General features: G+C 73.2%; 17 protein-coding genes. 10 read left to right on the plus strand and 7 right to left on the minus strand.

The genetic code is table 11. The features are described from left to right. Positions 1-129: 129 nt before the first annotated feature. The 4 genes from V6U81_RS05555 to V6U81_RS05570 all read left to right on the plus strand — a co-directional run bounded on the left by V6U81_RS05555 (position 130) and on the right by V6U81_RS05570 (position 4,389). Entirely contained in the window at positions 130-1,545 is a 1,416-nt protein-coding gene (locus V6U81_RS05555; RefSeq protein WP_334485115.1) for a PhoH family protein, read from the plus strand. 287 nt (positions 1,546-1,832) lie between these two features. Continuing rightward, a complete protein-coding gene (locus tag V6U81_RS05560) occupies positions 1,833-2,534 on the plus strand; it encodes an aggregation-promoting factor C-terminal-like domain-containing protein (protein WP_334485116.1) in 702 nt (233 codons plus the stop codon). 112 nt (positions 2,535-2,646) lie between these two features. Beyond that, positions 2,647-3,303 (plus strand): rhomboid family intramembrane serine protease, encoded by a 657-nt coding sequence (locus V6U81_RS05565; RefSeq protein ID WP_334485117.1) that lies wholly within the window; start codon positions 2,647-2,649, stop codon positions 3,301-3,303. A gap of 117 nt (positions 3,304-3,420) precedes the next feature. Continuing rightward, complete coding sequence (locus V6U81_RS05570; protein ID WP_334485118.1) at positions 3,421-4,389, plus strand: NAD(P)/FAD-dependent oxidoreductase; 969 nt, start codon at positions 3,421-3,423, stop codon at positions 4,387-4,389. Positions 4,390-4,558: 169 nt separating this feature from the next. Here the strand turns inward: V6U81_RS05570 and V6U81_RS05575 are convergent, their stop codons facing one another. After that, positions 4,559-5,251 (minus strand): TetR/AcrR family transcriptional regulator, encoded by a 693-nt coding sequence (locus V6U81_RS05575; protein ID WP_334485120.1) that lies wholly within the window; start codon positions 5,249-5,251, stop codon positions 4,559-4,561. A 140-nt stretch (positions 5,252-5,391) separates the two neighbouring features. Here V6U81_RS05575 and V6U81_RS05580 point away from each other — a divergent pair, with 140 nt between their 5' ends. Continuing rightward, a complete protein-coding gene (locus tag V6U81_RS05580; protein WP_334485122.1) occupies positions 5,392-6,309 on the plus strand; it encodes an NAD-dependent epimerase/dehydratase family protein in 918 nt (305 codons plus the stop codon). Positions 6,310-6,327: 18 nt separating this feature from the next. On the opposite strand, the gene V6U81_RS05585 is transcribed toward V6U81_RS05580, so the two are convergent. Further along, positions 6,328-7,299, minus strand: a complete 972-nt coding sequence (locus V6U81_RS05585; RefSeq protein WP_334485124.1) for a DMT family transporter — start codon at positions 7,297-7,299, stop codon at positions 6,328-6,330. Then, positions 7,296-8,327, minus strand: a complete 1,032-nt coding sequence (gene glpX, locus V6U81_RS05590) for a class II fructose-bisphosphatase (protein ID WP_334485126.1) — start codon at positions 8,325-8,327, stop codon at positions 7,296-7,298. Before glpX ends, V6U81_RS05585 begins: the two co-directional genes overlap by 4 nt. 157 nt (positions 8,328-8,484) lie before the next feature. Here glpX and V6U81_RS05595 point away from each other — a divergent pair, with 157 nt between their 5' ends. Further along, positions 8,485-9,276, plus strand: coding sequence for a DUF4245 domain-containing protein (locus tag V6U81_RS05595; protein ID WP_334485128.1), 792 nt, complete (start codon positions 8,485-8,487; stop codon positions 9,274-9,276). A gap of 152 nt (positions 9,277-9,428) precedes the next feature. Then, on the plus strand, positions 9,429-10,271 hold the full coding sequence (locus V6U81_RS05600) for a hypothetical protein (protein ID WP_334485130.1): 843 nt from the start codon (positions 9,429-9,431) through the stop codon (positions 10,269-10,271). Positions 10,272-10,338: 67 nt separating this feature from the next. Here the strand turns inward: V6U81_RS05600 and V6U81_RS05605 are convergent, their stop codons facing one another. Both V6U81_RS05605 and xseA read right to left on the minus strand, forming a co-directional pair. After that, positions 10,339-10,551: an exodeoxyribonuclease VII small subunit gene (locus V6U81_RS05605; protein WP_334485203.1), complete on the minus strand. Its 213-nt coding sequence runs from the start codon at positions 10,549-10,551 to the stop codon at positions 10,339-10,341. Positions 10,552-10,614: 63 nt separating this feature from the next. Then, positions 10,615-11,829 carry an exodeoxyribonuclease VII large subunit gene (xseA, locus tag V6U81_RS05610; RefSeq protein ID WP_334485132.1) on the minus strand — a complete coding sequence of 405 codons (1,215 nt, stop codon included), beginning with the start codon at positions 11,827-11,829 and terminating at the stop codon, positions 10,615-10,617. Between the two features lie 261 nt (positions 11,830-12,090). Between xseA and V6U81_RS05615 the strand changes: the two genes are divergently transcribed. Continuing rightward, the gene (locus tag V6U81_RS05615; protein ID WP_334485133.1) at positions 12,091-13,077 is read left to right on the plus strand and encodes a 4-hydroxy-3-methylbut-2-enyl diphosphate reductase; all 987 of its coding nucleotides are present in this window, start codon (positions 12,091-12,093) and stop codon (positions 13,075-13,077) included. Between the two features lie 39 nt (positions 13,078-13,116). Further along, complete coding sequence (locus tag V6U81_RS05620; protein WP_334485135.1) at positions 13,117-13,569, plus strand: hypothetical protein; 453 nt, start codon at positions 13,117-13,119, stop codon at positions 13,567-13,569. A gap of 73 nt (positions 13,570-13,642) precedes the next feature. Here the strand turns inward: V6U81_RS05620 and V6U81_RS05625 are convergent, their stop codons facing one another. Together V6U81_RS05625 and rmuC are read right to left on the minus strand one after the other, a co-directional pair. Next, positions 13,643-16,870, minus strand: a complete 3,228-nt coding sequence (locus V6U81_RS05625) for a S8 family serine peptidase (RefSeq protein ID WP_334485137.1) — start codon at positions 16,868-16,870, stop codon at positions 13,643-13,645. 369 nt (positions 16,871-17,239) lie between these two features. Then, positions 17,240-18,403 carry a DNA recombination protein RmuC gene (rmuC, locus tag V6U81_RS05630; RefSeq protein ID WP_334485139.1) on the minus strand — a complete coding sequence of 388 codons (1,164 nt, stop codon included), beginning with the start codon at positions 18,401-18,403 and terminating at the stop codon, positions 17,240-17,242. 54 nt (positions 18,404-18,457) lie between these two features. On the opposite strand from rmuC, the gene V6U81_RS05635 reads away from it, so the two are divergent. Further along, on the plus strand, positions 18,458-19,306 hold the full coding sequence (locus tag V6U81_RS05635) for a hypothetical protein (RefSeq protein WP_334485141.1): 849 nt from the start codon (positions 18,458-18,460) through the stop codon (positions 19,304-19,306). Positions 19,307-19,353: the final 47 nt, after the last annotated feature.

Here is a 19,353-nt window from a genome sequence, read left to right on the forward strand (position 1 = left end):
TTCTCCCGGGCCAGCCGGCCCGCCCGGATCTGCGACCTCGCGCACGGGGTTCCGCATCCGACCCCGTGTCCCCGGGCACCGGAGGAGGCGGAACGCGGGTGGCGGGTGCCCATCCGTCGGAGCAGGCCTGTGACCACTCGCCGTACGAGCGCCGGTGCCGACCAGACCCCGGCCGCGACCGCCACGACCCGCCGCGCCACCCGGAGCCGCCGTACCACGGCCGCCGCTCCGGCCGGTGCCGAGGAGCCTCGACCAGCCGGCCAGGCCTTCGTCCTGGACACCTCGGTGCTGCTCTCCGACCCGGCGGCCTTCCACCGCTTCGCCGAGCACGAGGTGGTCCTGCCCCTCGTGGTCATCTCGGAACTGGAGGGCAAGCGGCACCACCCGGAGCTCGGCTGGTTCGCCCGGCAGTCCCTGCGGATGCTGGACGACCTGCGGGTCAAGCACGGGCGGCTGGACCACCCGGTGCCCGCCAACGACCAGGGCGGCACCCTGCGGGTCGAGCTGAACCACTCGGACGGCGGCGTGCTGCCGCCGGGTTTCCGCAACGAGTCGAACGACGCGCGGATCCTGTCGGTGGCGTTGAACCTGGCCGCCGAGGGCCGGGAGGTGACCCTGGTCAGCAAGGACATGCCGCTGCGGGTCAAGGCCGCCTCGGTCGGCCTGCGCGCCGACGAGTACCGGCACGACCAGGCCAGCGATCCCACCTGGACGGGCATGTCCGAGCTGGAGCTCGGCGAGGAGGAGATCGGCCGGCTCTACGCGGGTGAGACGCTCGACGTGGGCGAGGCGGCGGGTCTGCCCTGCCACACCGGCCTGGTGCTGCACTCGGCGCGCGGCTCCGCGCTGGGCCGGGTGCAGCCCGACAAGACCGTCCGGCTGGTCCGCGGTGACCGGGAGGCGTTCGGCCTGCACGGCCGCTCGGCCGAGCAGCGGGTCGCGCTCGATCTGCTGCTGGACGACTCGGTGGGCATCGTGTCCCTCGGTGGCCGGGCCGGCACCGGCAAGTCGGCCCTGGCGCTCTGCGCCGGGCTGGAGGCGGTGATGGAGCGCCGCCGGCACAAGAAGGTCATCGTCTTCCGCCCGCTCTACGCGGTCGGCGGTCAGGAACTCGGCTACCTGCCCGGCTCCGAGTCGGAGAAGATGTCGCCCTGGGCGCAGGCCGTCTTCGACACCCTCGGCGCGGTGGTGCACGAGAACGTGATGGAGGAGGTGACCTCCCGGGGCATCCTGGAGGTCCTGCCGCTGACCCACATCCGGGGGCGGAGCCTGCACGACGCGTTCGTCATCGTCGACGAGGCGCAGTCGCTGGAGCGGGGTGTGCTGCTCACCGTGCTGTCCCGGATCGGTCAGGGCTCGCGGGTGGTACTCACCCACGACGTCGCCCAGCGCGACAACCTCCGGGTCGGCCGGCACGACGGCGTCGCGGCGGTGATCGAAACGCTGAAGGGGCATCCGCTCTTCGCGCACGTCACGCTGACCCGTTCGGAGCGGTCCCCGATCGCGGCGATGGTGACGGATCTGTTGGAGGACATCCCGACCTGACGCCTCCCGGGCGCCGGATCGCCCCTTTCCGTCCACATTCACTTTGTGGCGCAGGTCACAAATGGGGCCCTTGGTTTCCCAATGGCCTCACTGTGCGCGATGGTGTCCAACGAGCGCCCACGCCCCGACAAGATCGTTGAGCATCGTTCGTCCCACCCCCGGACGGGCCCGCCGCGACCGTCGGAGCGCCGGTGCGACCGGCTCCGGTCGGGGCGCTCGCGGCACGACCGCGCCCGGTGAGGGCCGGCCCCGGGCCGCGTCCTTGCCCCCGACGAAGGGACCACTTCGTGAGTCGGCTGTGGAGCCGGTTCGGCGCCCGTACGGCCGCTGTCGCACTGCTCTCCGTGGGCGTTGCCGGCGGCTTCTATCTGGGCGAAGACCGCGAAACCCAGCAACAGGGCCTGACCGCGCAGGTCGGCCTCGAGGTCGACCAGGCCGAGTACGACTACCAGCACGAGCGGCAGGCCGACCACCGGGTGCAGTCCGCGAAGCAGCGGGCCGCCGAGTACCAGGCGAAGCTGCGCGCGGCTGCTGCGGCCAAGGAGGCCGCCGAGCGGGCCAAGGAGGCCGAGGCCGCCGCGGCGTCCCGGAAGAAGGCCCGTGAGGCTGCGGCGAAGGAGGCCGCGGCCGCCAAGGAGGCGGAGACCAAGCCGTTCGCCGGCCCGATCCCCGCGTCCTGCAGCGAATACAGCGGCAACCGCGGGATCGGCTGCGCGCTGCTGCTCCAGGAGGGCTTCGCGATCGACCAGATGCCGTGCCTGGACAAGCTCTGGACCAAGGAGAGCGGCTGGAACCATAGGGCCTACAACTCCTCGTCCGGCGCGTACGGCATCCCGCAGGCGCTGCCGGGCAGCAAGATGGGCTCGGTCGCCGACGACTGGAAGACCAACCCGGCCACCCAGATCAAGTGGGGTCTCGGCTACATCGAGGGCCGGTACGACAACCCCTGCGGCGCCTGGGCGCACAGCCAGGACGTCGGCTGGTACTGATCGACACCGCGACGGCGGGGGTGTGGGCGACCGCACCCCCGCCGTCGTCGTACCGCTGGTCGGTGGGCCGCCCGGCTGGCGGTCGGCCGGGATTGCTGATAGCTCTGTTCAGGTGACCCCGCACCCGACCGGCGACGGCGACCCGAACCGCTTCGGCACCGAGGCGTTCTACGCCGCGCTCGGCCGCGCCTTCGTCGCCATGTGCGCCGTGGTGCCCTTCCTCTTCCTGATCGAGGCGCTCGACCAGGGCCTCAACTTCGGCCTGGACGTCTCGGCCGGCATCATCCCGCACCGGATCCAGGGGCTCGACGGGGTCTTCTTCTCGCCGTTCCTGCACCACGGCTTCGACCACCTCTACAGCAACAGCATCCCGCTGATCCTGCTCGGCACCTTCGTGCTCGCCGCCGGCACCCGCCGCTTCCTCTGGTCCACCCTGATCATCGTGCTGGTCAGCGGGCTCGGCGTCTGGTTCACCGGGTCGCCCAACTCGGTGGTGGTCGGGGCCAGCGGCGTCATCTTCGGCTACCTCGGCATGCTGCTCACCCGGGGCATCGTCGAACGCAGCTGGTGGAACTTCGCGGTGGTGCTGCTGGTTGGCCTGCTCTACGGCTGGCAGCTGCTGGGCATCCTGCCCACCGACGAGCGGATCTCCTGGCAGGGGCACCTGTTCGGGCTGCTCGGCGGGGTCGTCGCGGCGATCCTGTTCCGCCGGCGCCGACCCCAGCCGGGCGGGCCGTACCACACCGAGTCGTCGCTGACCCTGCCCTGACCGGCGGCGACCCGCCGGCAGCCCGCGGAGCTGGGACATGCTTGCCCGCGCCCCACCTCGCGCCTACCGTCGGCATCAGCACGCGTTGATCCGCCAGCGGAAAGCGACGGTACGCCCATGCGCGAGGTCGATGTCGCCGTGATCGGGGCCGGCCCCGCGGGGCTGTTCGCCGCGTACTACGCCGGGTTCCGCGGGCTCTCGGTGGCGGTGATCGACGCGCTGCCCGAGCCGGGCGGCCAGATCACCGCGATGTACCCGGAGAAGTTGATCCTCGACGTGGCCGGCTTCCCCGCGGTGAAGGGGCGCGACCTGGTGGCCAACCTGGTCGCCCAGGCCGCCCCGTACGCCCCGGAGTACCTGCTCGGCGTCCGGGCCGAGAAGCTGTCGTACACCGACGGGAAACCGGTGCTCGGCCTGGCCGGCGGCGAGCAGCTGCGCTGCGGCGCGGTGCTGGTCACCGGCGGGCTGGGCAGCTTCACCCCGCGCCCGCTGCCGGTCGCGGAGAGCTTCCTCGGCGGCGGGATCGTCTACTTCGTACCGGAGCCGGCGGCGCTGGCCGACCGGGACGTGCTGATCGTCGGCGGGGGCGATTCGGCCTTCGACTGGGCGTTGACCCTGCAACCGCTGGCCCGCTCGGTGACCGTGGTGCACCGCCGTGAACGGTTCCGCGCGCACGCCGGCACGGTCGCCCGGGTGCTGGACCTGCCGGTACGGGTGATCGTCAACGCCGAGGTGACCCGGCTGCACGGCGACGGGACGGTCATCGCGGCCGAGATCACCGTGCGTGGCGGGGCGGCCGAGACGCTGCCGGTCGACACGGTGGTCGCGGCGCTCGGCTTCACCGCCGATTTGGGCCCGCTGGCCGAGTGGGGGCTGCGGCTGGACCGCCGGCACATCGTCGTGGACAGCGCCATGGCCACCAACCTGCCGCGGGTCTTCGCCGCCGGTGACATCACCGAGTACCCGGGCAAGGTGCGGTTGATCGCCACCGGCTTCGGCGAGGCCGCCACCGCGGTCAACAACGCGGCGGTGGCCATCGACCCGACCGCGCACCTCTTCCCCGGCCACTCCTCCGACGCCCCCTGACCCCGCGTCACGCCCCCCGGCCCCCGCCCCGCCGTCGCGCCCCGCCCCCCTTCTCGTCGATCTTGCAGTTTCGGCCCCTGATATGCACTGAATACTCCATTTGCCGGGGCAGTAACCGCAAGATCGCGGGAGGGGAGGAGAAGGGCGGGGTGGGGCGGGGCGGGGTGGGTCAGCGGGGGAGCCCGATCAGGTCGGCCATCAGGCCGGTCTGGTGGTCGAAGTACTCGTCGCGGTGCGGAATGGCGCGGTTGAGCCGGCCGAAGAGTTCGAAGCTGATCAGGCCGAAGAGCTGCGTCCAGCCGGCCATGCCGCGGGCGAGCAGCGACTCGGGCAGGCCGGGGATGAGCCCGGCGGCGATCTCGGCCAGGTCGGCGCGGACCGGCTCGGGCAGTTCGTCACCGTCGGGGGCGGCGAGCCGGCCGTCGGTGAGGCCGTCGCGGAGGATGCCGACCAGGGTCAGCGGCGGGCGCTGGGCGGGCAGCACGGTGTCGTCGGGGGCGGCGTAGCCGGGGACGGGGCTGCCGTAGAGCAGCGCGTACTCGGCGGGGTGGGCGAGCGCCCAGTCGCGGGCCGCCCGGCACGCCGCGTGCCAGCGCCCGCGCAGGTCGGCCCGGTCGGTGCCGGCGTCGGCCGCCTCCACCGCGTCGCCGAGCCCGTCGTACGCCTCCAGGATCAGCGCGGTGAGCAGGTCGTCCCGGCTCGGGAAGTAGCGGTAGATCGCCGAGGAGACCATGCCCATGTCCCGGGCGACGGCGCGCAGCGACAGGTTGGCGCCGTCGGTGGCCAGATGACGCCGGGCCACCGCCTTGATCTCGTCGATCATCTCGGCGCGGACCCGGGCGCGGATCGAGGAAGCGGGCATGGCCCCACTCTGCCACGGGCCGGAGCAGCAATCAAAATAGAGAGCACTGCTCTTGACGCGAGTCGGACGGCGGGTCATGCTGGGTGGCGTCAACAGAGAGCACCGCTCTCTTTTCGTATCTCTGCTCGAAGGGCAGTCCCATGTCGCTGCACGTCATCGTCGGCTCCGGTCCGATCGGCACCGCCACCACGCGGCTCCTCGTCGAGCGGGGCGACCGGGTCCGGGTCGTCACCAGGCGCGGCACCGGCCTCGCCCACCCGGCCGTCGAGCGGATCGCCGCCGACGCCGCCGACGCCGACCGGCTCACCGCGCTCACCGAGGACGCGGTCGCCCTCCACAACTGCGCCAACCCCGCCTACCACCGCTGGCCGACCGAGTGGCCCCCGCTGGCCGCGGCGCTGCTCACCGCCGCCGAACGCAGCGGCGCGGTGCTCGCCACCGTCGGCAACCTCTACGGCTACGGCCCGGTCGACGCCCCGATGACCGAGGCGACCCCGCTCGCCGCCACCGGGGTCAAGGGGCAGGTCCGCAACCGGATGTGGACCGAGGCGCTCGCCGCCCACCGGGCCGGCCGGGCCCGGGTCACCGAGGTCCGCGGCTCCGACTACCTCGGCGCCAACGGCACCTCGCTGCCGATGATGGTGCTGCCCAAGGTGCTCGCCGGGCAGCGGGTCTTCCTCCCGGTCGACTGGGACGCCCCGCACACCTGGACGTACATCGACGACGTCGCCCGTACCCTCGTCGCGGCCGCCACCGACCCGCGGGCCTGGGGACGCGCCTGGCACGTGCCCAGCTCGCCCGCCGTGTCCATGCGGGAGCTGGCCACCCGGGCGGCGAACCTGGCCGGCGCGCCCGCCCCGAAGCTGACCCGGATGCCCTACCCGGTGCTCTGGCTCGGCGGCCTGGTCAACCCGATCGCGAAGGAGCTGCGGGAGACCGCCCACCAGTTCCACCGGCCGTTCGTGATGGACTCGACCGCGGCCACCGCCACCCTCGGCGTCGCGCCCACCCCACTGGACCGCGCCCTCGCCGAGACCGTCGAGGCGCTGCGCGGGTGACGCCCGCACCGGCCGGCGTCAGCGCCTCGGCGCCGGCCCCAGCGCGGCGACCAGCACCGCGACCAGCGTCAACGTCGCGCCGGCCAGGGTCGCCGGCCCCGGGTGCGAGGCCGCCGTCGGCAGCGCCACATCCAGGAGTACGGCGCCGACGATCTGCCCCGCGATGGTGGCCAGCCCGAGCAGCAGCACGCCCGTGAAGCGGACGATGGCCGCCGCGATCGCGATGAACACGATGCCGATCGGGCCGCCCAGGTAGAGCCAGGGCTCGGCCGGGAAGGCGCCGGTCGGGCGACCGCGGACGGCCACCTCCACGGCGAAGGTGGCCAGCAGCGCCAGCGTGCCGACGGTGAAGTTGACCAGCGTGGCGGCCAGCGCGCTCCCCGAGGCCGCCCGGATCCTGCCGTTCACCGCCTGCTGCCAGGCGATGCCCACCCCGGCCAGCAGCGGCAGCGCCGCCAACGCCAGGGTGGCCGGGTCGCCGAGCCGGTCGCCCACCGCGAGCAGCACGGCCAGCACGGTGAGCACCGCGCCGACCAGCCGCGCGGCGGTCACCGGCTGCCGTCCGGCCGGGCCGATCCCGGCCCGGTCCACCGCCAGGCTGCTGCCCGACTGGCCGGCCACCACCGCCACGGTGAAGACCGCCACCCCGAGGGTGCCGATGGTGAGCCCCTGGGTGGCGACCAGGAACGCGCCGCACACCCCGCCCAGGCACTGCCAGGGACGCAGCGAGCCGTCCCGCAGCGCCGCCCGCAGCGCGCTCAGCCCCCGCCGCCCACCCGGGGTGGCCGGGACCAGCACCAGCAGTACCAGCAGGCCCAGCCCGAACGAGACCACCGCGGCGGCGATCCCGTCGGCCAGGCGTACCCCCAGCTCGCCGTTGATCCGGGACTGCACGGCCACGGCGAGCCCCGACGCGGTCGCCAGCCCGACAGCGGCGATCCGCCGGGATGCCGGGACGGTGGGCGGCGCCGCCGTCCCGGTCGCGCTCACTCCTGCTCGGCCAGCGGTCGGCCGTCGAAGTCGACGGCCGAGTAGAGGGCGAGCTTCTCCAACCGGTGGTACGAGTCGATCACCCGGATCGTGCCGCTCTTGGAGCGCATCACGATCGACTGGGTGTACGCCCCGCCCGCCTTGTACCGCACCCCGCGCAACAGGTCGCCGGAGGTCACGCCGGTGGCCACGAAGAAGCAGTTGTCCCCGGTCACCAGGTCGTCGGTGAGCAGCACCCGGTCCAGGTCGTGCCCGGCGGCCAGCGCCTTCTCCCGCTCCTCGGGGTCGCGCGGCCACAGCTTCGCCTGCATCGCCCCGCCCATGCACTTCAAGGCGCAGGCCGAGATGATCCCCTCCGGCGTGCCACCGATACCCATCAGCACGTCGACGTCGGACTCGCCGCGCGCCGCCGCGATGGAACCGGCGATGTCGCCGTCGGAGATGAACCGGATGCCCGCCCCGGTACGCCTGATCTGGGCGACCAGCTCGTCGTGCCGGGACCGGTCCAGCACGCAGACGGTCACCTCGGAGACGTCGGTGCCCTTGACCCGGGCGATCCGCCGGATGTTCTCCGCCGGGCCGGCGTTGATGTCCACCACGTCGGCGTACATCGGGCCGACGGCCAGCTTCTCCATGTAGAACACGGCGCTCGGGTCGAACATCGAGCCCCGCTCGGAGACCGCCAGCACCGCCAGGGCATTCGGCATGCCCTTGCTCATCAGGGTGGTGCCGTCGACCGGGTCCACCGCCACGTCCACCTCGGGCCCGGTCCCGTCACCGACCTCCTCGCCGTTGAAGAGCATCGGGGCGTTGTCCTTCTCGCCCTCGCCGATCACCACGATGCCGCGCATCTGGATCGAGTTGATCAGCTTGCGCATGGCGTCGACGGCTGCCCCGTCGCCGCCCTCCTTGTCGCCCCGGCCGACCCACCGGCCGGCGGCCATCGCCGCGGCCTCGGTGACCCGGACCAGGTCGAGGGCAAGGTTGCGGTCGAGATCCTGGGGGATCCGCGTCCTGGTGTTCGTCATGACGGCTTCCTCCTCGCGACGTTGCGGGGTGGACCGGCAGGCACTGCACTCGCCACTGCCGGCTTTGTCGCTGATCCTCACACGATGACAGGTCCGCCGTGGGCTCGGGGCGGTGGTGGGCGGGATCGGTCACTGACGCGGCTGCGAGAATGGGGCGGTGGAAGCCGCCCAGCCTGCCGACCGCGTACCCGCCGACCAGACCCCGCCCGACGGCCAGCCGCCGGTGACCCCGACCGGCCCCACCCGCGCGGGCGCCGGGTCCCCCGCCGCGGCGGGGACGCCCGCGGCCGGCCCGACCTCCGCCGACGAGCCGGAGACGGCGCTGGTCGAGTCGCCGGCCGGCCCGGCCGACAGCGAACCGGCGCTGGTCGAGCCCGCCGCCGACGAGCGGACGGACGTGCCGCCGGCCGCCCGGCCGGCCCCCGGCCGCCGGGAGAAGGCCCGCTCCGAGCGGTCCCCCCGGGACATGGCGCTGTCGCTGCTGGTGCTGCTCGTCCCGATCGCCCTGCTGGTCGCCTTCTACCGGGGCTTCCTCGGTGGCGAGGAGCCGACCACGGTCGACGCCGCCCCCGCCTACGAGCAGGCCCGCTCGGCCAGCGCCTTCCCGATCAGCGAGCCGACCGGGCTGGGCTCCGGCTGGCGGACGGTCAGCGCCAGCTACCGCACCGTCGAGGGCGGGGCCAACCTGCGGATCGGCTACCTCACGCCCGAGGGACGCGCCGCCCAGCTCGTGCAGAGCAACGTGCCGCCGGAGAAGCTCATCCCCGCCGAGCTGACCGCCCAGGGGCAGCCGCAGGGCCCGGCCGAACTGCCCGGGGGCAACTGGCAGCGCTACACCGGCCGGGGCAACGAACAGGCCCTGGTGCTGCTCGAACCGAACCGCACCGTGATCGTGGTCGGCGACGCCCGGGAGAACGAGCTGCGGCAGCTCGCCGGCGCGCTGCGCTGACGCCGATCGGCGAAAGCGGACACCGGGGCGATTGTGGAGGACCGCGAGCGGGAACAGACACCAGGTGACCTGATCGGCCGGTTCGCCGGCCGAGCGGGGAGCGTCCAGCTTCCGGCGCGCTGTGGGCCGGACGACCCACTTGGAGAGTTCCCGTGACTGTTCGACGCTGGAGCGCGGCGGTGTTCGCCGCGACTCTTCTTACTCCCGGCCTTGTCGCCTGCAACGCCGACGGGACGACCGACCCGGCGGCCTCCGGCTCCGCGACCCCGACCGTGTCCGGCTCGGCGATCGCGCCCAGCGGCAACGCGGACGCCAAGCAGGCCCTGCTCAACTCCACCAACGAGATCCGTAACGGCAACTTCCGGTTCACCATGTCCGGGGCGGGTTCCACCGCCGAGGGGCAGGTGCACGAGCCGAGCCAGAGCGCCGAGATGAAGCTGACCATCGGCAACCCGGGCTCGGACCTGATGATGAACCTCGACCTTATCCACGCCAAGCCGGACAGCTGGGTGAAGCTGGACCTCGGTGGCAAGGCCGCCAGCAGCGTCCCGGGCGCGCAGCGGCTCAACCTCGGCAAGTACCAGCACCTCGACCAGGCCCGGATCAAGGGCAACAAGGCGCTGGGCTTCGACTTCGACAAGGTCGACCCGGCCGGCAGCGAGGTGCTCACCCAGGGCATCACCGAGGTACGGCAGACCGGCGAGGGCAGCTACGCCGGCACCCTGGACGTGTCGAAGGCGGCCGACGCCGGCTCGGTCGACCCGACGGTGATCACCGCCCTCGGCCCGCAGGCCAAGTCGGTGCCGTTCACCGCGAAGCTGGACCCGCAGGGCCGGCTCAGCGAGATGGTGCTCCAGATCCCGGCCGCCGGCCAGACCGCGGCGCAGGAGATCAAGGTCACCTACTCCGACTACGGCAGCGCGTCCGCCGCGCAGAAGCCGCCGGCCGACCAGGTCGTCGAGGCGCCGCAGGAGTTCTACAACCTGTTCAACTGAGTCGACACCGGTGGCGGGGACGGCGTCGGCCGCCCCGCCATCGGCGTCTGGAGTGCAGGCCGGGCCGTCAGGAGTCGGCGTTCTGGCGGGCGGCGTCGATCCGGGCCCGGGCGCCTTCCAGCCAGCCCTGGCAGATCTCGGCGAGCTTCTCGCCCCGCTCCCAGAGGGCCAGCGACTCCTCCAGCGACGTGCCGCCGGCCTCCAGCCGCTCGACCACCTGGGCCAGCTCGGCGCGGGCCTGCTCGTAGCTGAGCCGCTCGTCCTTCTTCGCGTCAGTCATCGCGTCCATCCCACCACATCGTCGGTGCGGCCTCGGCCGGCCAGCCGGTCATGATCGCGCCCGTCAGCCGTCGACCGTAGCGGCCAGCTCGCCCTCGGCGAGGCGTACCCGCAGCGGGTCGCCCTTGGCCACCTCGGTCGCAGCGCGCACGACGTGGCCGTCGGCGCGCTGCACGATCGCGTAGCCGCGGTCGAGAGTGGCCGCGGGGGAGAGGGCGCGCAGCCGGGCCAGGGTGTGCCGCAGGTCGTCGGCGGCGGCGCCGAGTCGGTGGTCCAGGCAGCGGCCCGTCCGGTCGCGCAGCGCGGTCACCTCGGCGGCCCGCTGGTCGACCATCACCTGCGGGCGGGCCAGCACCGGGCGGGAGCGGAGCAGGTCGAGCCGGTGCGACTCCCGGTCGACCAGGTGGCGCACCGCGCGTTCCAGCCGGGAGCGGGCCTGACCGATCAGGCGCACCTCCTCGGTCAGGTCGGGCACCACCCGCTTGGCCGCGTCGGTCGGGGTGGACGCCCGGACGTCGGCGACGTAGTCGACCAGCGGCGCGTCCGTCTCGTGGCCGATCGCGCTGACCACCGGCGTACGGCAGGCGAAGACCGCCCGGCAGAGCGCCTCGTCGGAGAAGGGGAGCAGATCCTCGATGCCGCCGCCGCCCCGGGCGATGACGATCACGTCGATGGCCGGGTCGGCGTCGAGCACCTTCAGCGCGTCGACGATCTGCGGCACCGCGCTCGGCCCCTGCACCGCCACGTTGACCGTGCGGAACTCCACCGCCGGCCAGCGCCGCCGGGCATTGGTGAGCACGTCCCGCTCGGCGGCCGAGGCGCGACCGGTGATCAGGCCGACCCGCTGGGGCAGGAACGGCAGCCGGCGCTTGCGGGCCCGGTCGAAGAGCCCCTCGGCGGCGAGCAGCTTCTTGAGCTTCTCCAGGCGGGCCAGCAGCTCGCCGAGCCCCACCTGGCGGATCTCGTCGGCGCGCAGGCTCAGCGTGCCCCGCGCGGCGTAGAACTCGGGCTTGGCATGCAGCACCACCCGGGCCCCCTCGCGCAGCTCCGGCGCGCCGGTGTCGAGGACGTCCCGGTTGGTGGTGACGGTCAGGCTGAGGTCGGCCGACGGGTCACGCAGGGTGAGGAAGACGGTGCTGGCGCCGGGGCGGCGGCTGATCTGGGCCACCTGCCCGTCCACCCAGACCCAGCCGAGCTTGGCGATCCAGGCGCCGACCTTCTGGCTGACCACCCGGACCGGCCAGGGCTCCTCCGGGGTGCTGCGCGGGGCGTCGGTCACCCGCCCACCCTACGGTCAGCCCCCGACGACCTGCGGGAGCCCCGCGAGGGCGTACCGCTCGCCGTGGCGGGCGGTGGGCACCCGGGCCGGGTCTCGTCGGGGGCCTTCTGGATCACCGTGACGCGCGTCCTGCCGTACCCGGAAAGGGTTTCCGGTGGCCCCGCGCGCTGCCGGTCAGCGCATTCCGCCGGGCTCCGTGCCCCCGGTGTGGTACGGGTCGCAGCCGCTGCCACCGGGAAACCCGGCACGTACGATGGTCGGGTGACCCAGGCTGAGACGACCCCCCGGACCGGCAAGCGCGTGCTCCTGGCCAAGCCCCGCGGCTACTGCGCGGGCGTGGACCGGGCGGTGCAGACCGTCGAGGAGGCGTTGAAGCTCTACGGCGCCCCGATCTACGTCCGCAAGCAGATCGTGCACAACAAGCACGTGGTGCGGACCCTGGAGGCCAAGGGCGCGATCTTCGTGGAGGAGAACGAGGAGGTGCCGGAGGGCGCCACCGTCATCTTCTCCGCGCACGGCGTCGCCCCCGAGGTCTACGAGCAGGCGAAGGCGCGCTCGCTGAAGGCGATCGACGCGACCTGCCCGCTGGTGACCAAGGTGCACCAGGAGGCGAAGCGGTTCGCCGCCGAGGACTACGACATCCTGCTGATCGGCCACGAGGGGCACGAGGAGGTCGTCGGCACCGCCGGTGAGGCCCCCGCCCACATCCAGCTCGTCGACGGCCCCGACGGCGCCGACAAGGTCACCGTCCGCGACCCGAACAAGGTCGTCTGGCTCTCCCAGACCACCCTCTCGGTCGACGAGACGCTGGAGACGGTGGCCCGGCTCAAGCAGCGCCTGCCGCTGCTCCAGTCGCCGCCCAGCGACGACATCTGCTACGCCACCTCCAACCGGCAGCACGTGGTCAAGGAGATCGCGCCCGAGTGCGACGTGGTGATCGTCGTGGGCTCGCGGAACTCCTCCAACTCGGTGCGGCTGGTCGAGGTGGCCCTGGACGCCGGCGCCCGCGCCGGCCACCTGGTCGACTTCGCCCACGAGATCGACGACGCCTGGCTGGCCGGCGCCGGCACGGTCGGCGTCACCTCCGGCGCCAGCGTCCCCGACGAGCTGGTGCAGGACGTGCTGACCCACCTCGCCGAGCGGGGCTTCACCGACGTCGACGAGATCACCACGGCCAACGAGCGGCTTACCTTCTCGCTCCCGCAGGAGCTGAAGCGCGACATGAAGGCCGCGGCCGCCCGGGGCTGACCGCGGAACGGATCGCCGGCGGGGGCCGTCCAAGGAGGCATGAAGACTCCTCGGATGGCCCTCGCCGCTCTGGTCGTCTGCGCGGCGCTGACCGCCTGCGGCGACGACCGGACGGGCACCGCCAGCCCCTCGGAAGGAGCGCCGGTGAGCACGTCGCCCAGCACCGACCCGGCCGAGCCGGTCGACCCGACCGCCCCGATGCCGACCGTCCCCGCGACGGCCCCACCGCCGACCGCGGCGCCCCCGACCAAGCGGCCCCCGCTCGGGCCGAGTCGCCCGCCCGGGCCCGGCGCCACCACGCTCACCGGCACGGTGCAGCCCGGGGTGGAGCCGAACTGCCTGCTCCTCGACGGCTACCAGCTGATCGGCGGTCCCCGCGACGTGCTCAGCCCCGGGGCCAGGGTCAGCGTCACCGGCCAGGCCCAGCCGGACATGATGACCACCTGCCAGCAGGGCATCCCGTTTGTGGTGGAGTCCGCCCGCCGGGCCTGACCGGCACCCGCCACGACGGCCGAGAGGCCCGCCCCCACCCGGGGACGGGCCTCTCGTCTCGTACCTGAGCCGGTCAGCTCACGTTCTGCACCACCACGTCACCGCTGCCGATGAGGATGTTCGTGTCGGTGCGGACCTGGACCGTGCCGTACAGCACCCGGCCGGAACCCGGCGCGACGAGCGCGGTCACCGCACCCGGCACGTCCCACGACACGCCGCTGGGGCGCGCCGCGTTGGCGTCGGTCACCGACACCGAGCCGAAGGCCGGGTTGGTGAAGACGTCGATGTAGTTGTAGGTGGTGGAGCCGGCGGGCACCGCGTACCCCTCGACCCGCACCTTCCAGGCGCCCGCGGCCGGGTTGGCCACGGTCACCGACTCCTCCGAGTCGCCGTCGGCGCTCTTGCCGGCCTCGACGCAGGTCCCCGAGGTGCAGTTGAGCACAAACAGGTCCAGGTCGGCGGCCGGGTCGGAGGTGCCGCCGATGGTGGCCCGCAGCTGAGCCGACCCCGGGGTCACCGTCAGGTCGTACTCCTGGGTCTGCTGCGCGGCGATGGTGAACGGACCCTGTCGGGCGCTGCCCAGCGCGCCGCCGCCGGCCGCCCGGCCGGTGAACGAACCGAGCGTGCTGGTCAGCGTGTACGACCGGGCCACCGGCGTGCCGGCGGTCGCCGAGGCGATCACGTCCGGGTTCGGGCTGACCGTCGCGCCGAGCACCGAAGCGGTCAGCGTGAACGGCGTCCACTGCGCGTCCGAGGTACGTCGACCGTCCACGGTGACCTCCCAGACCCCGGCGAGCGGGTTCGAGGTGGTGCGGCTGTTCGGCGAGCCGGTGGCGCAGACGCCCGCGGTCGGCGAGTAGCAGGAGTTCGACGCGTTGTTGTCGATCGCCACGCCGTACGGGTGGTAGCGCAGGAACCGGGCCTGGCCGGTGCCCGCCGTGCCGTTCGGGCCGGTGAAGTCGACCTTGAGGGCCGGCGTGCCGGCCGGGACGCGGAAGAAGTAGTGCAGGGACTGGTTACGCCCGACCTGGTCGCTGATCTGCACCTGGTGGTTGGCGGCCGGCTCGAAGGTGTACGGCGCGATCACCGTGTTCATCGTCTGCTTGTCGACGCCGGTAGTGGCCGGGTCGTCGAGCCGCAGCACCGCCGAGTGCGCGCCCGGGGTCGCCGGGTCGACCGTCACCGCGACGGTGACCGGCTTGTTCAGCGGCAGCGCCACCGACGACGCGGTCGCGAAGGTGCCGTCGTTGCCCACCCAGGACAGGTTGTAGGTGACGGTCTTCGACCCACCGCTGGTACGGGTGAAGGTGTAGGTGCGGGTGTACTTCCGGCCGACCGTGACACCCTCCCGGTCGTAGATGCCGACGCCGACGCCCGGCGTCGCGAGGAACCCGGAGAGCACCGTGTTCACCGCCACCGAGGAGGTGATGTCGACCGTCCTGATGTTCTTCCGCAGCAGCTCGTACGCCGCCTTCACGTCGATCAGGCCGGCGCCCTGCTCGTAGGTGCCGGTGTTGTCGATGAACCGGGCCGAGGACATCAGGGCCTGCCGGAGCTGGGCCGGCTTGCGCTGGAAGCCCTGCGCCTTGGCCGCGCCGACGAGCAGCGCGCCCGCGCCCGCCGCCTGCGGCGAGGCCATCGAGGTGCCGTTGAACATCGCGTACCCCGGCGGCAGCACGTAGGTGCCGGGGACCGGCCCACCCGGCTGCCAGGTCGGGACGGTGGAGATGGCCGAGCCCGGCGCGATCACGTTGGGCTTGAAACCGCCGTCCTCGCGCGGGCCGCGGGAGCTGTAGTAGTGCAGGCTCTCGGCGTACGGCGAGCTGGAGCCGTAGTTGGACCGCCAGGTGGCGTCGGTGACGTATGACCCGATGCTCATGACCTTCTCGGCCACCGACGGGTCGCCGACGGTGTTGGTGCCCGGTCCGCTGTTGCCGGCGGAGATGAACATCTGCACGTCGTACTGGTCGATGAGCCGGTTGTAGAGCACCGCGCGGGTGTTGTTGCCGTCGTTGAGCGAGGGCAGCCCGCCGATCGACATGTTGATCACGTCGACGTTCGCCTGCTTGGCGGCGTAGATCATGCCCTCGATCAGGGCGCTGGAGGTGCAGCCGGCGACGAAGAGGCAGACCCGCACGGAGACCAGCTTGGCGCCCGGGGCGGCACCGGTCATCGCGCCGCCGAAGAGGCCGTTGCCAGCGGTGATGCCCGCGACGTGGGAGCCGTGGGCGCCGGAGACGATGCCGATGTTGACGAACTTGCCCTTGCCGTCGACCTGGACGACGAACGGCATCGACTCGTTGATGGCGGTCGCCGGGTTGTCGGTCCCGAAGGTGCCCACGTCGTTGCGGACCTTGTAGTCGGTCATCGCGGCCTGGTCGGCGAAGGAGCCGTCCTGGTCGGTGTCGACCCAGGCGCTGCTGCCGCCGTCCCAGAGCACGCCGAAGAGGCCGCTGCTGCCGGCCGGGTTGCCGTCCCGGTTGACGTCGTTGCCGACCTCGCCGCCGAGGTTGACGTCGCGCTCGTTGAAGACGCCGAACCGGTAGGAGGCCGAGCCCGGGGCCGTCCAGGTGCGGCCGTCGACGGTGAAGCTCGGGCCGGAGACGTTCTTCGTCACGCTGACCCAGGTCGGGTCGGCGTCGTCGGTCGGGTGGGTGGCGGTGACCCAGTCGACGATCTTGCGCTCGCCGGTCGTGGTCTTCTGCAGCGCCGGGTGCGACAGGTCGATGCCGGTGTCGAGGATGCCGACGGTGACGCCGCGTCCGTCGAGCGTCGGGTTGGCCGCCGTGAACTGGGCCGCGCCCATGTCGCCGATCGGCATGTACGGGTTGTTGGCCGGGGTGGCGGCCCCGGGCGCCGGCTGCGCCGCGACCGGCTCGGCCGCATCGGGACGCGGGTCGGGCAGCGGCACCGACGCGTCGATCTCCACGGTCTGGACGCCGGTCGACCGGGCGATCCGCTCGGCCCGCTCGGTGGCCACCTCGGCCCGCAGGTAACCGAGGTCGTCGTCGCGGTAGAGCACCGTGGCGCCGAGCTGGGTGAGGCTGTCGGCGGCCGCGGCGACCTGTCCGTCGCGGGCGGCGACCAGCACCGTGACGGTCTTCTGGCCCTTGGCCCGGGCCTCGGCCAGTCGCTCCTGGTCGGTCGGGGTCCAGCCGGTGGTGCTGCTCTTGAGGACGTCCGTGGTCTGTTCCGCGTTGGCGGGCGCGCCGGCGAACGCCAGGGTCAGAGCGCCGGCGGTCACCACCGACGTCAGGAGCGCGGCCGAGGCACGGCCACGCCGGATGGGGGGTTTACGCACGTCTCTTCCTCCGAGGGGAGAGCGAGGGCCCTGAGGGGTACAGGGCGGGGGATCAACCGACGGGTCTGCTGACGCGGGGTCGCCGTCACTCCTTCAGCGACAGGTGTGACACCCGCGTTACTCGGACGACCGTCGTGGTAACGGTGACGCGGGTAGTTGCCCGACGACAACGAAAAACGGGCAGGTCATGGCCCCGAACGTCCAATCCGGATCCACCACCCGGGCGACGGGACGGCCGGGCGCGTCCGGCCGGACGACCCCGGCCGTTCCGCCGAAGGGACACAGAACCACGCCGTCCCGACCGGCTGCCCGGGCTCGGGATGCGGCCCCTGCACCGCCGTGTTACACCCCACGATCACAGACAAGCTGCTAGATCGAGCGATCCCCGGCGGACGGCTCGTCGAGCAGTTCCGGCGCCTGCGGCTGCCGCGGGGCCACCTCCACCTGCGCCGGCGTGGCCAGCTCCTGGTCGGAGACGCCCAGCTCGGCGAGCTTGCGCGCGCTCACCAGCACCCGCGCCTCCAGCGAGCCGACCGCGCGGTTGTAGGCCGTCACCGCCCCGCCGAGCGAGGCGCCGAGCTTGCCGACGTGGTCGCCCAGGGTGGACAGTCGCCCGTACAGCTCGCGGGCCAGCGTGTGCACCGCCACCGCGTTGCGGGCCAGCGCCTCCTGCCGCCAGGCGTAGGCCACCGTGCGCAGCAGGGCCACCAGGGTGGCCGGTGTCGCCAGCACGATGTTGCGGCTGAAGGCGTGCTCCAGCAGCGTCGGATCCCGCTGCAACGCCACGTCGAGGAACGGGTCGGCGGGCACGAAGAGCACCACGAACTCCGGGGTGGAGTCGAACGCCGCCCAGTACGTCTTGGCGGCCAGCCCGTCGACGTGCGCCCGCAGGTGCCGGGCGTGCGCGTCGAGGTGGGTGTCCCGCCCTCGCTCGTCGCGCGCCTCCATGGCGGTGAGGTAGGCGTCGAAGGGTGCCTTGGCGTCCACCACCACCGTCCGCCCGCCGTGCAGCCGGACCACCAGATCGGGGCGGACCCCCTGGTGGTCGGTGGCCGCGGTGACCTGCTCGTTGAAGTCGCAGTGCTCCAGCATGCCGGCCGCCTCGACGATCCGGCGGAGCTGGTGCTCGCCCCAGCGGCCGCGCACCTGCGGGGCGCGCAGCGCCGCCACCAGCTGCTTGGTCTCGGTGCGCAGCTCACCGGAGACGGTGCTCATCGCCCGGACCTGCTCGCGCAGCTCGGCGTAGGCGTCCACCCGGGCGTGCTCCAGCTCGGCCACCCGGGACTCGTAGCGGCGCAGGGTGTCGTGCAGCGGCGCCACCGCGCGGGCCACCGCCTCCTGGGACTGCGCGGTCGCCTCGTAGCTCAGCGCCCGCATCGACTGCTCGAGCCGACCCTCGCCCTCCCGGGTGGCGGCGAGGGTGGCCTCCAGCCGGGCGATCTCGGCCGCCGACCGGGCCCGGGCGGCGTACCACCCGAGGGCGCCGCCCGCGGCGAGGCAGAGCACCACCACGGCCAGCGTCGTGAACTCCATGCCCGAGAGCTTGCCAAACGGGTACGACGGGCGCCCGCTGGGTACGTTCGGAGCATGGAAGTTGCCCTGTGGGTGATCCTCGTGCTGATGCTCGGAGGTGCGTTCGTGTTCTGGCGGTGGGGGAGCAGGTCCCGGAAGGCCACCGAGTTGGCCGACGCGCGGGCCGAGGCCCAGCGCTGGTACGAGCGGCTCGGCGGCCAGTTGATGAACCTGCACGGCGACCAGCCGGCGGTCCGTCAGGCGCTGGCCGACGCCGGTGAGCGCTACAACGCGGCGGGTTCCCAGCTGGAACAGGCGCGCAGCCCGCAGCAGTTCGCGCTGGCCCGGGAGACCGCGCTGGAGGGGCTGGCCTACATCCGGGCGGCCCGTACGGCGATGGGCATCGACCCCGGCCCCGAGCTGCCCCCGCTGGCCGCCGCCCGGGGCGCCGGGATGCTGACCCGGGAGCGCGAGGTCAACGTGCAGGGGCAGACGTTCCGGGCCGGCCCGCAGCCGGGTCAGGCCACGCCCTACTACTACCCGGGTGGGCGCTACCAGGGCCGGTCCGTGCCGGCCGGCTGGTACTCCACCCCCTGGTGGAAGACCGCGCTGGGCGCCGGCGCCGGGGTGCTCGGCGGGATGCTGATCGCCGACGCGCTCTTCTCCCCGGCCTTCGCCGACCCGGGCTACGGCTACGACGAGGGCTACCAGGAGGGCTTCAACGACGGCGTCGACCAGGGCGACGGCCAGGGTGCCGACCAGGGTGGCGACCAGGGCGGCGACTACGCCGACCAGGGTGGCGACTACGCCGACCAGGGCGGCGGCGACTACGCCGGGGATTTCGGCGGTGGGGATTTCGGCGGGGGCGACTTCGGCGGTGGGGACTTCGGCGGCGGCGATTTCGGCGGCGGCGGGGACTGGTGACCGCCCGCTGAGCGGCACGGCGAAGGCCCCGGTCGACCCGACCGGGG

This window comes from Micromonospora lacuserhaii (assembly GCF_036902735.1).
In the GTDB taxonomy this organism is placed as follows: Bacteria; Actinomycetota; Actinomycetes; order Mycobacteriales; family Micromonosporaceae; genus Micromonospora.

Bases quoted from the DNA above. Each gene is read 5' to 3' on its own strand.
- V6U81_RS05570 (WP_334485118.1), top strand. From the start codon at position 3,421: ATGCGCGAGGTCGATGTCGCCGTGATCGGGGCCGGCCCCGCGGGGCTG.
- V6U81_RS05575 (WP_334485120.1), bottom strand. From the start codon at position 5,251: ATGCCCGCTTCCTCGATCCGCGCCCGGGTCCGCGCCGAGATGATCGAC.
- V6U81_RS05580 (WP_334485122.1), top strand. From the start codon at position 5,392: ATGTCGCTGCACGTCATCGTCGGCTCCGGTCCGATCGGCACCGCCACC.
- glpX (WP_334485126.1), bottom strand. From the start codon at position 8,327: ATGACGAACACCAGGACGCGGATCCCCCAGGATCTCGACCGCAACCTT.
- V6U81_RS05605 (WP_334485203.1), bottom strand. From the start codon at position 10,551: ATGACTGACGCGAAGAAGGACGAGCGGCTCAGCTACGAGCAGGCCCGC.
- V6U81_RS05620 (WP_334485135.1), top strand. From the start codon at position 13,117: ATGAAGACTCCTCGGATGGCCCTCGCCGCTCTGGTCGTCTGCGCGGCG.
- rmuC (WP_334485139.1), bottom strand. From the start codon at position 18,403: ATGGAGTTCACGACGCTGGCCGTGGTGGTGCTCTGCCTCGCCGCGGGC.
- V6U81_RS05635 (WP_334485141.1), top strand. From the start codon at position 18,458: ATGGAAGTTGCCCTGTGGGTGATCCTCGTGCTGATGCTCGGAGGTGCG.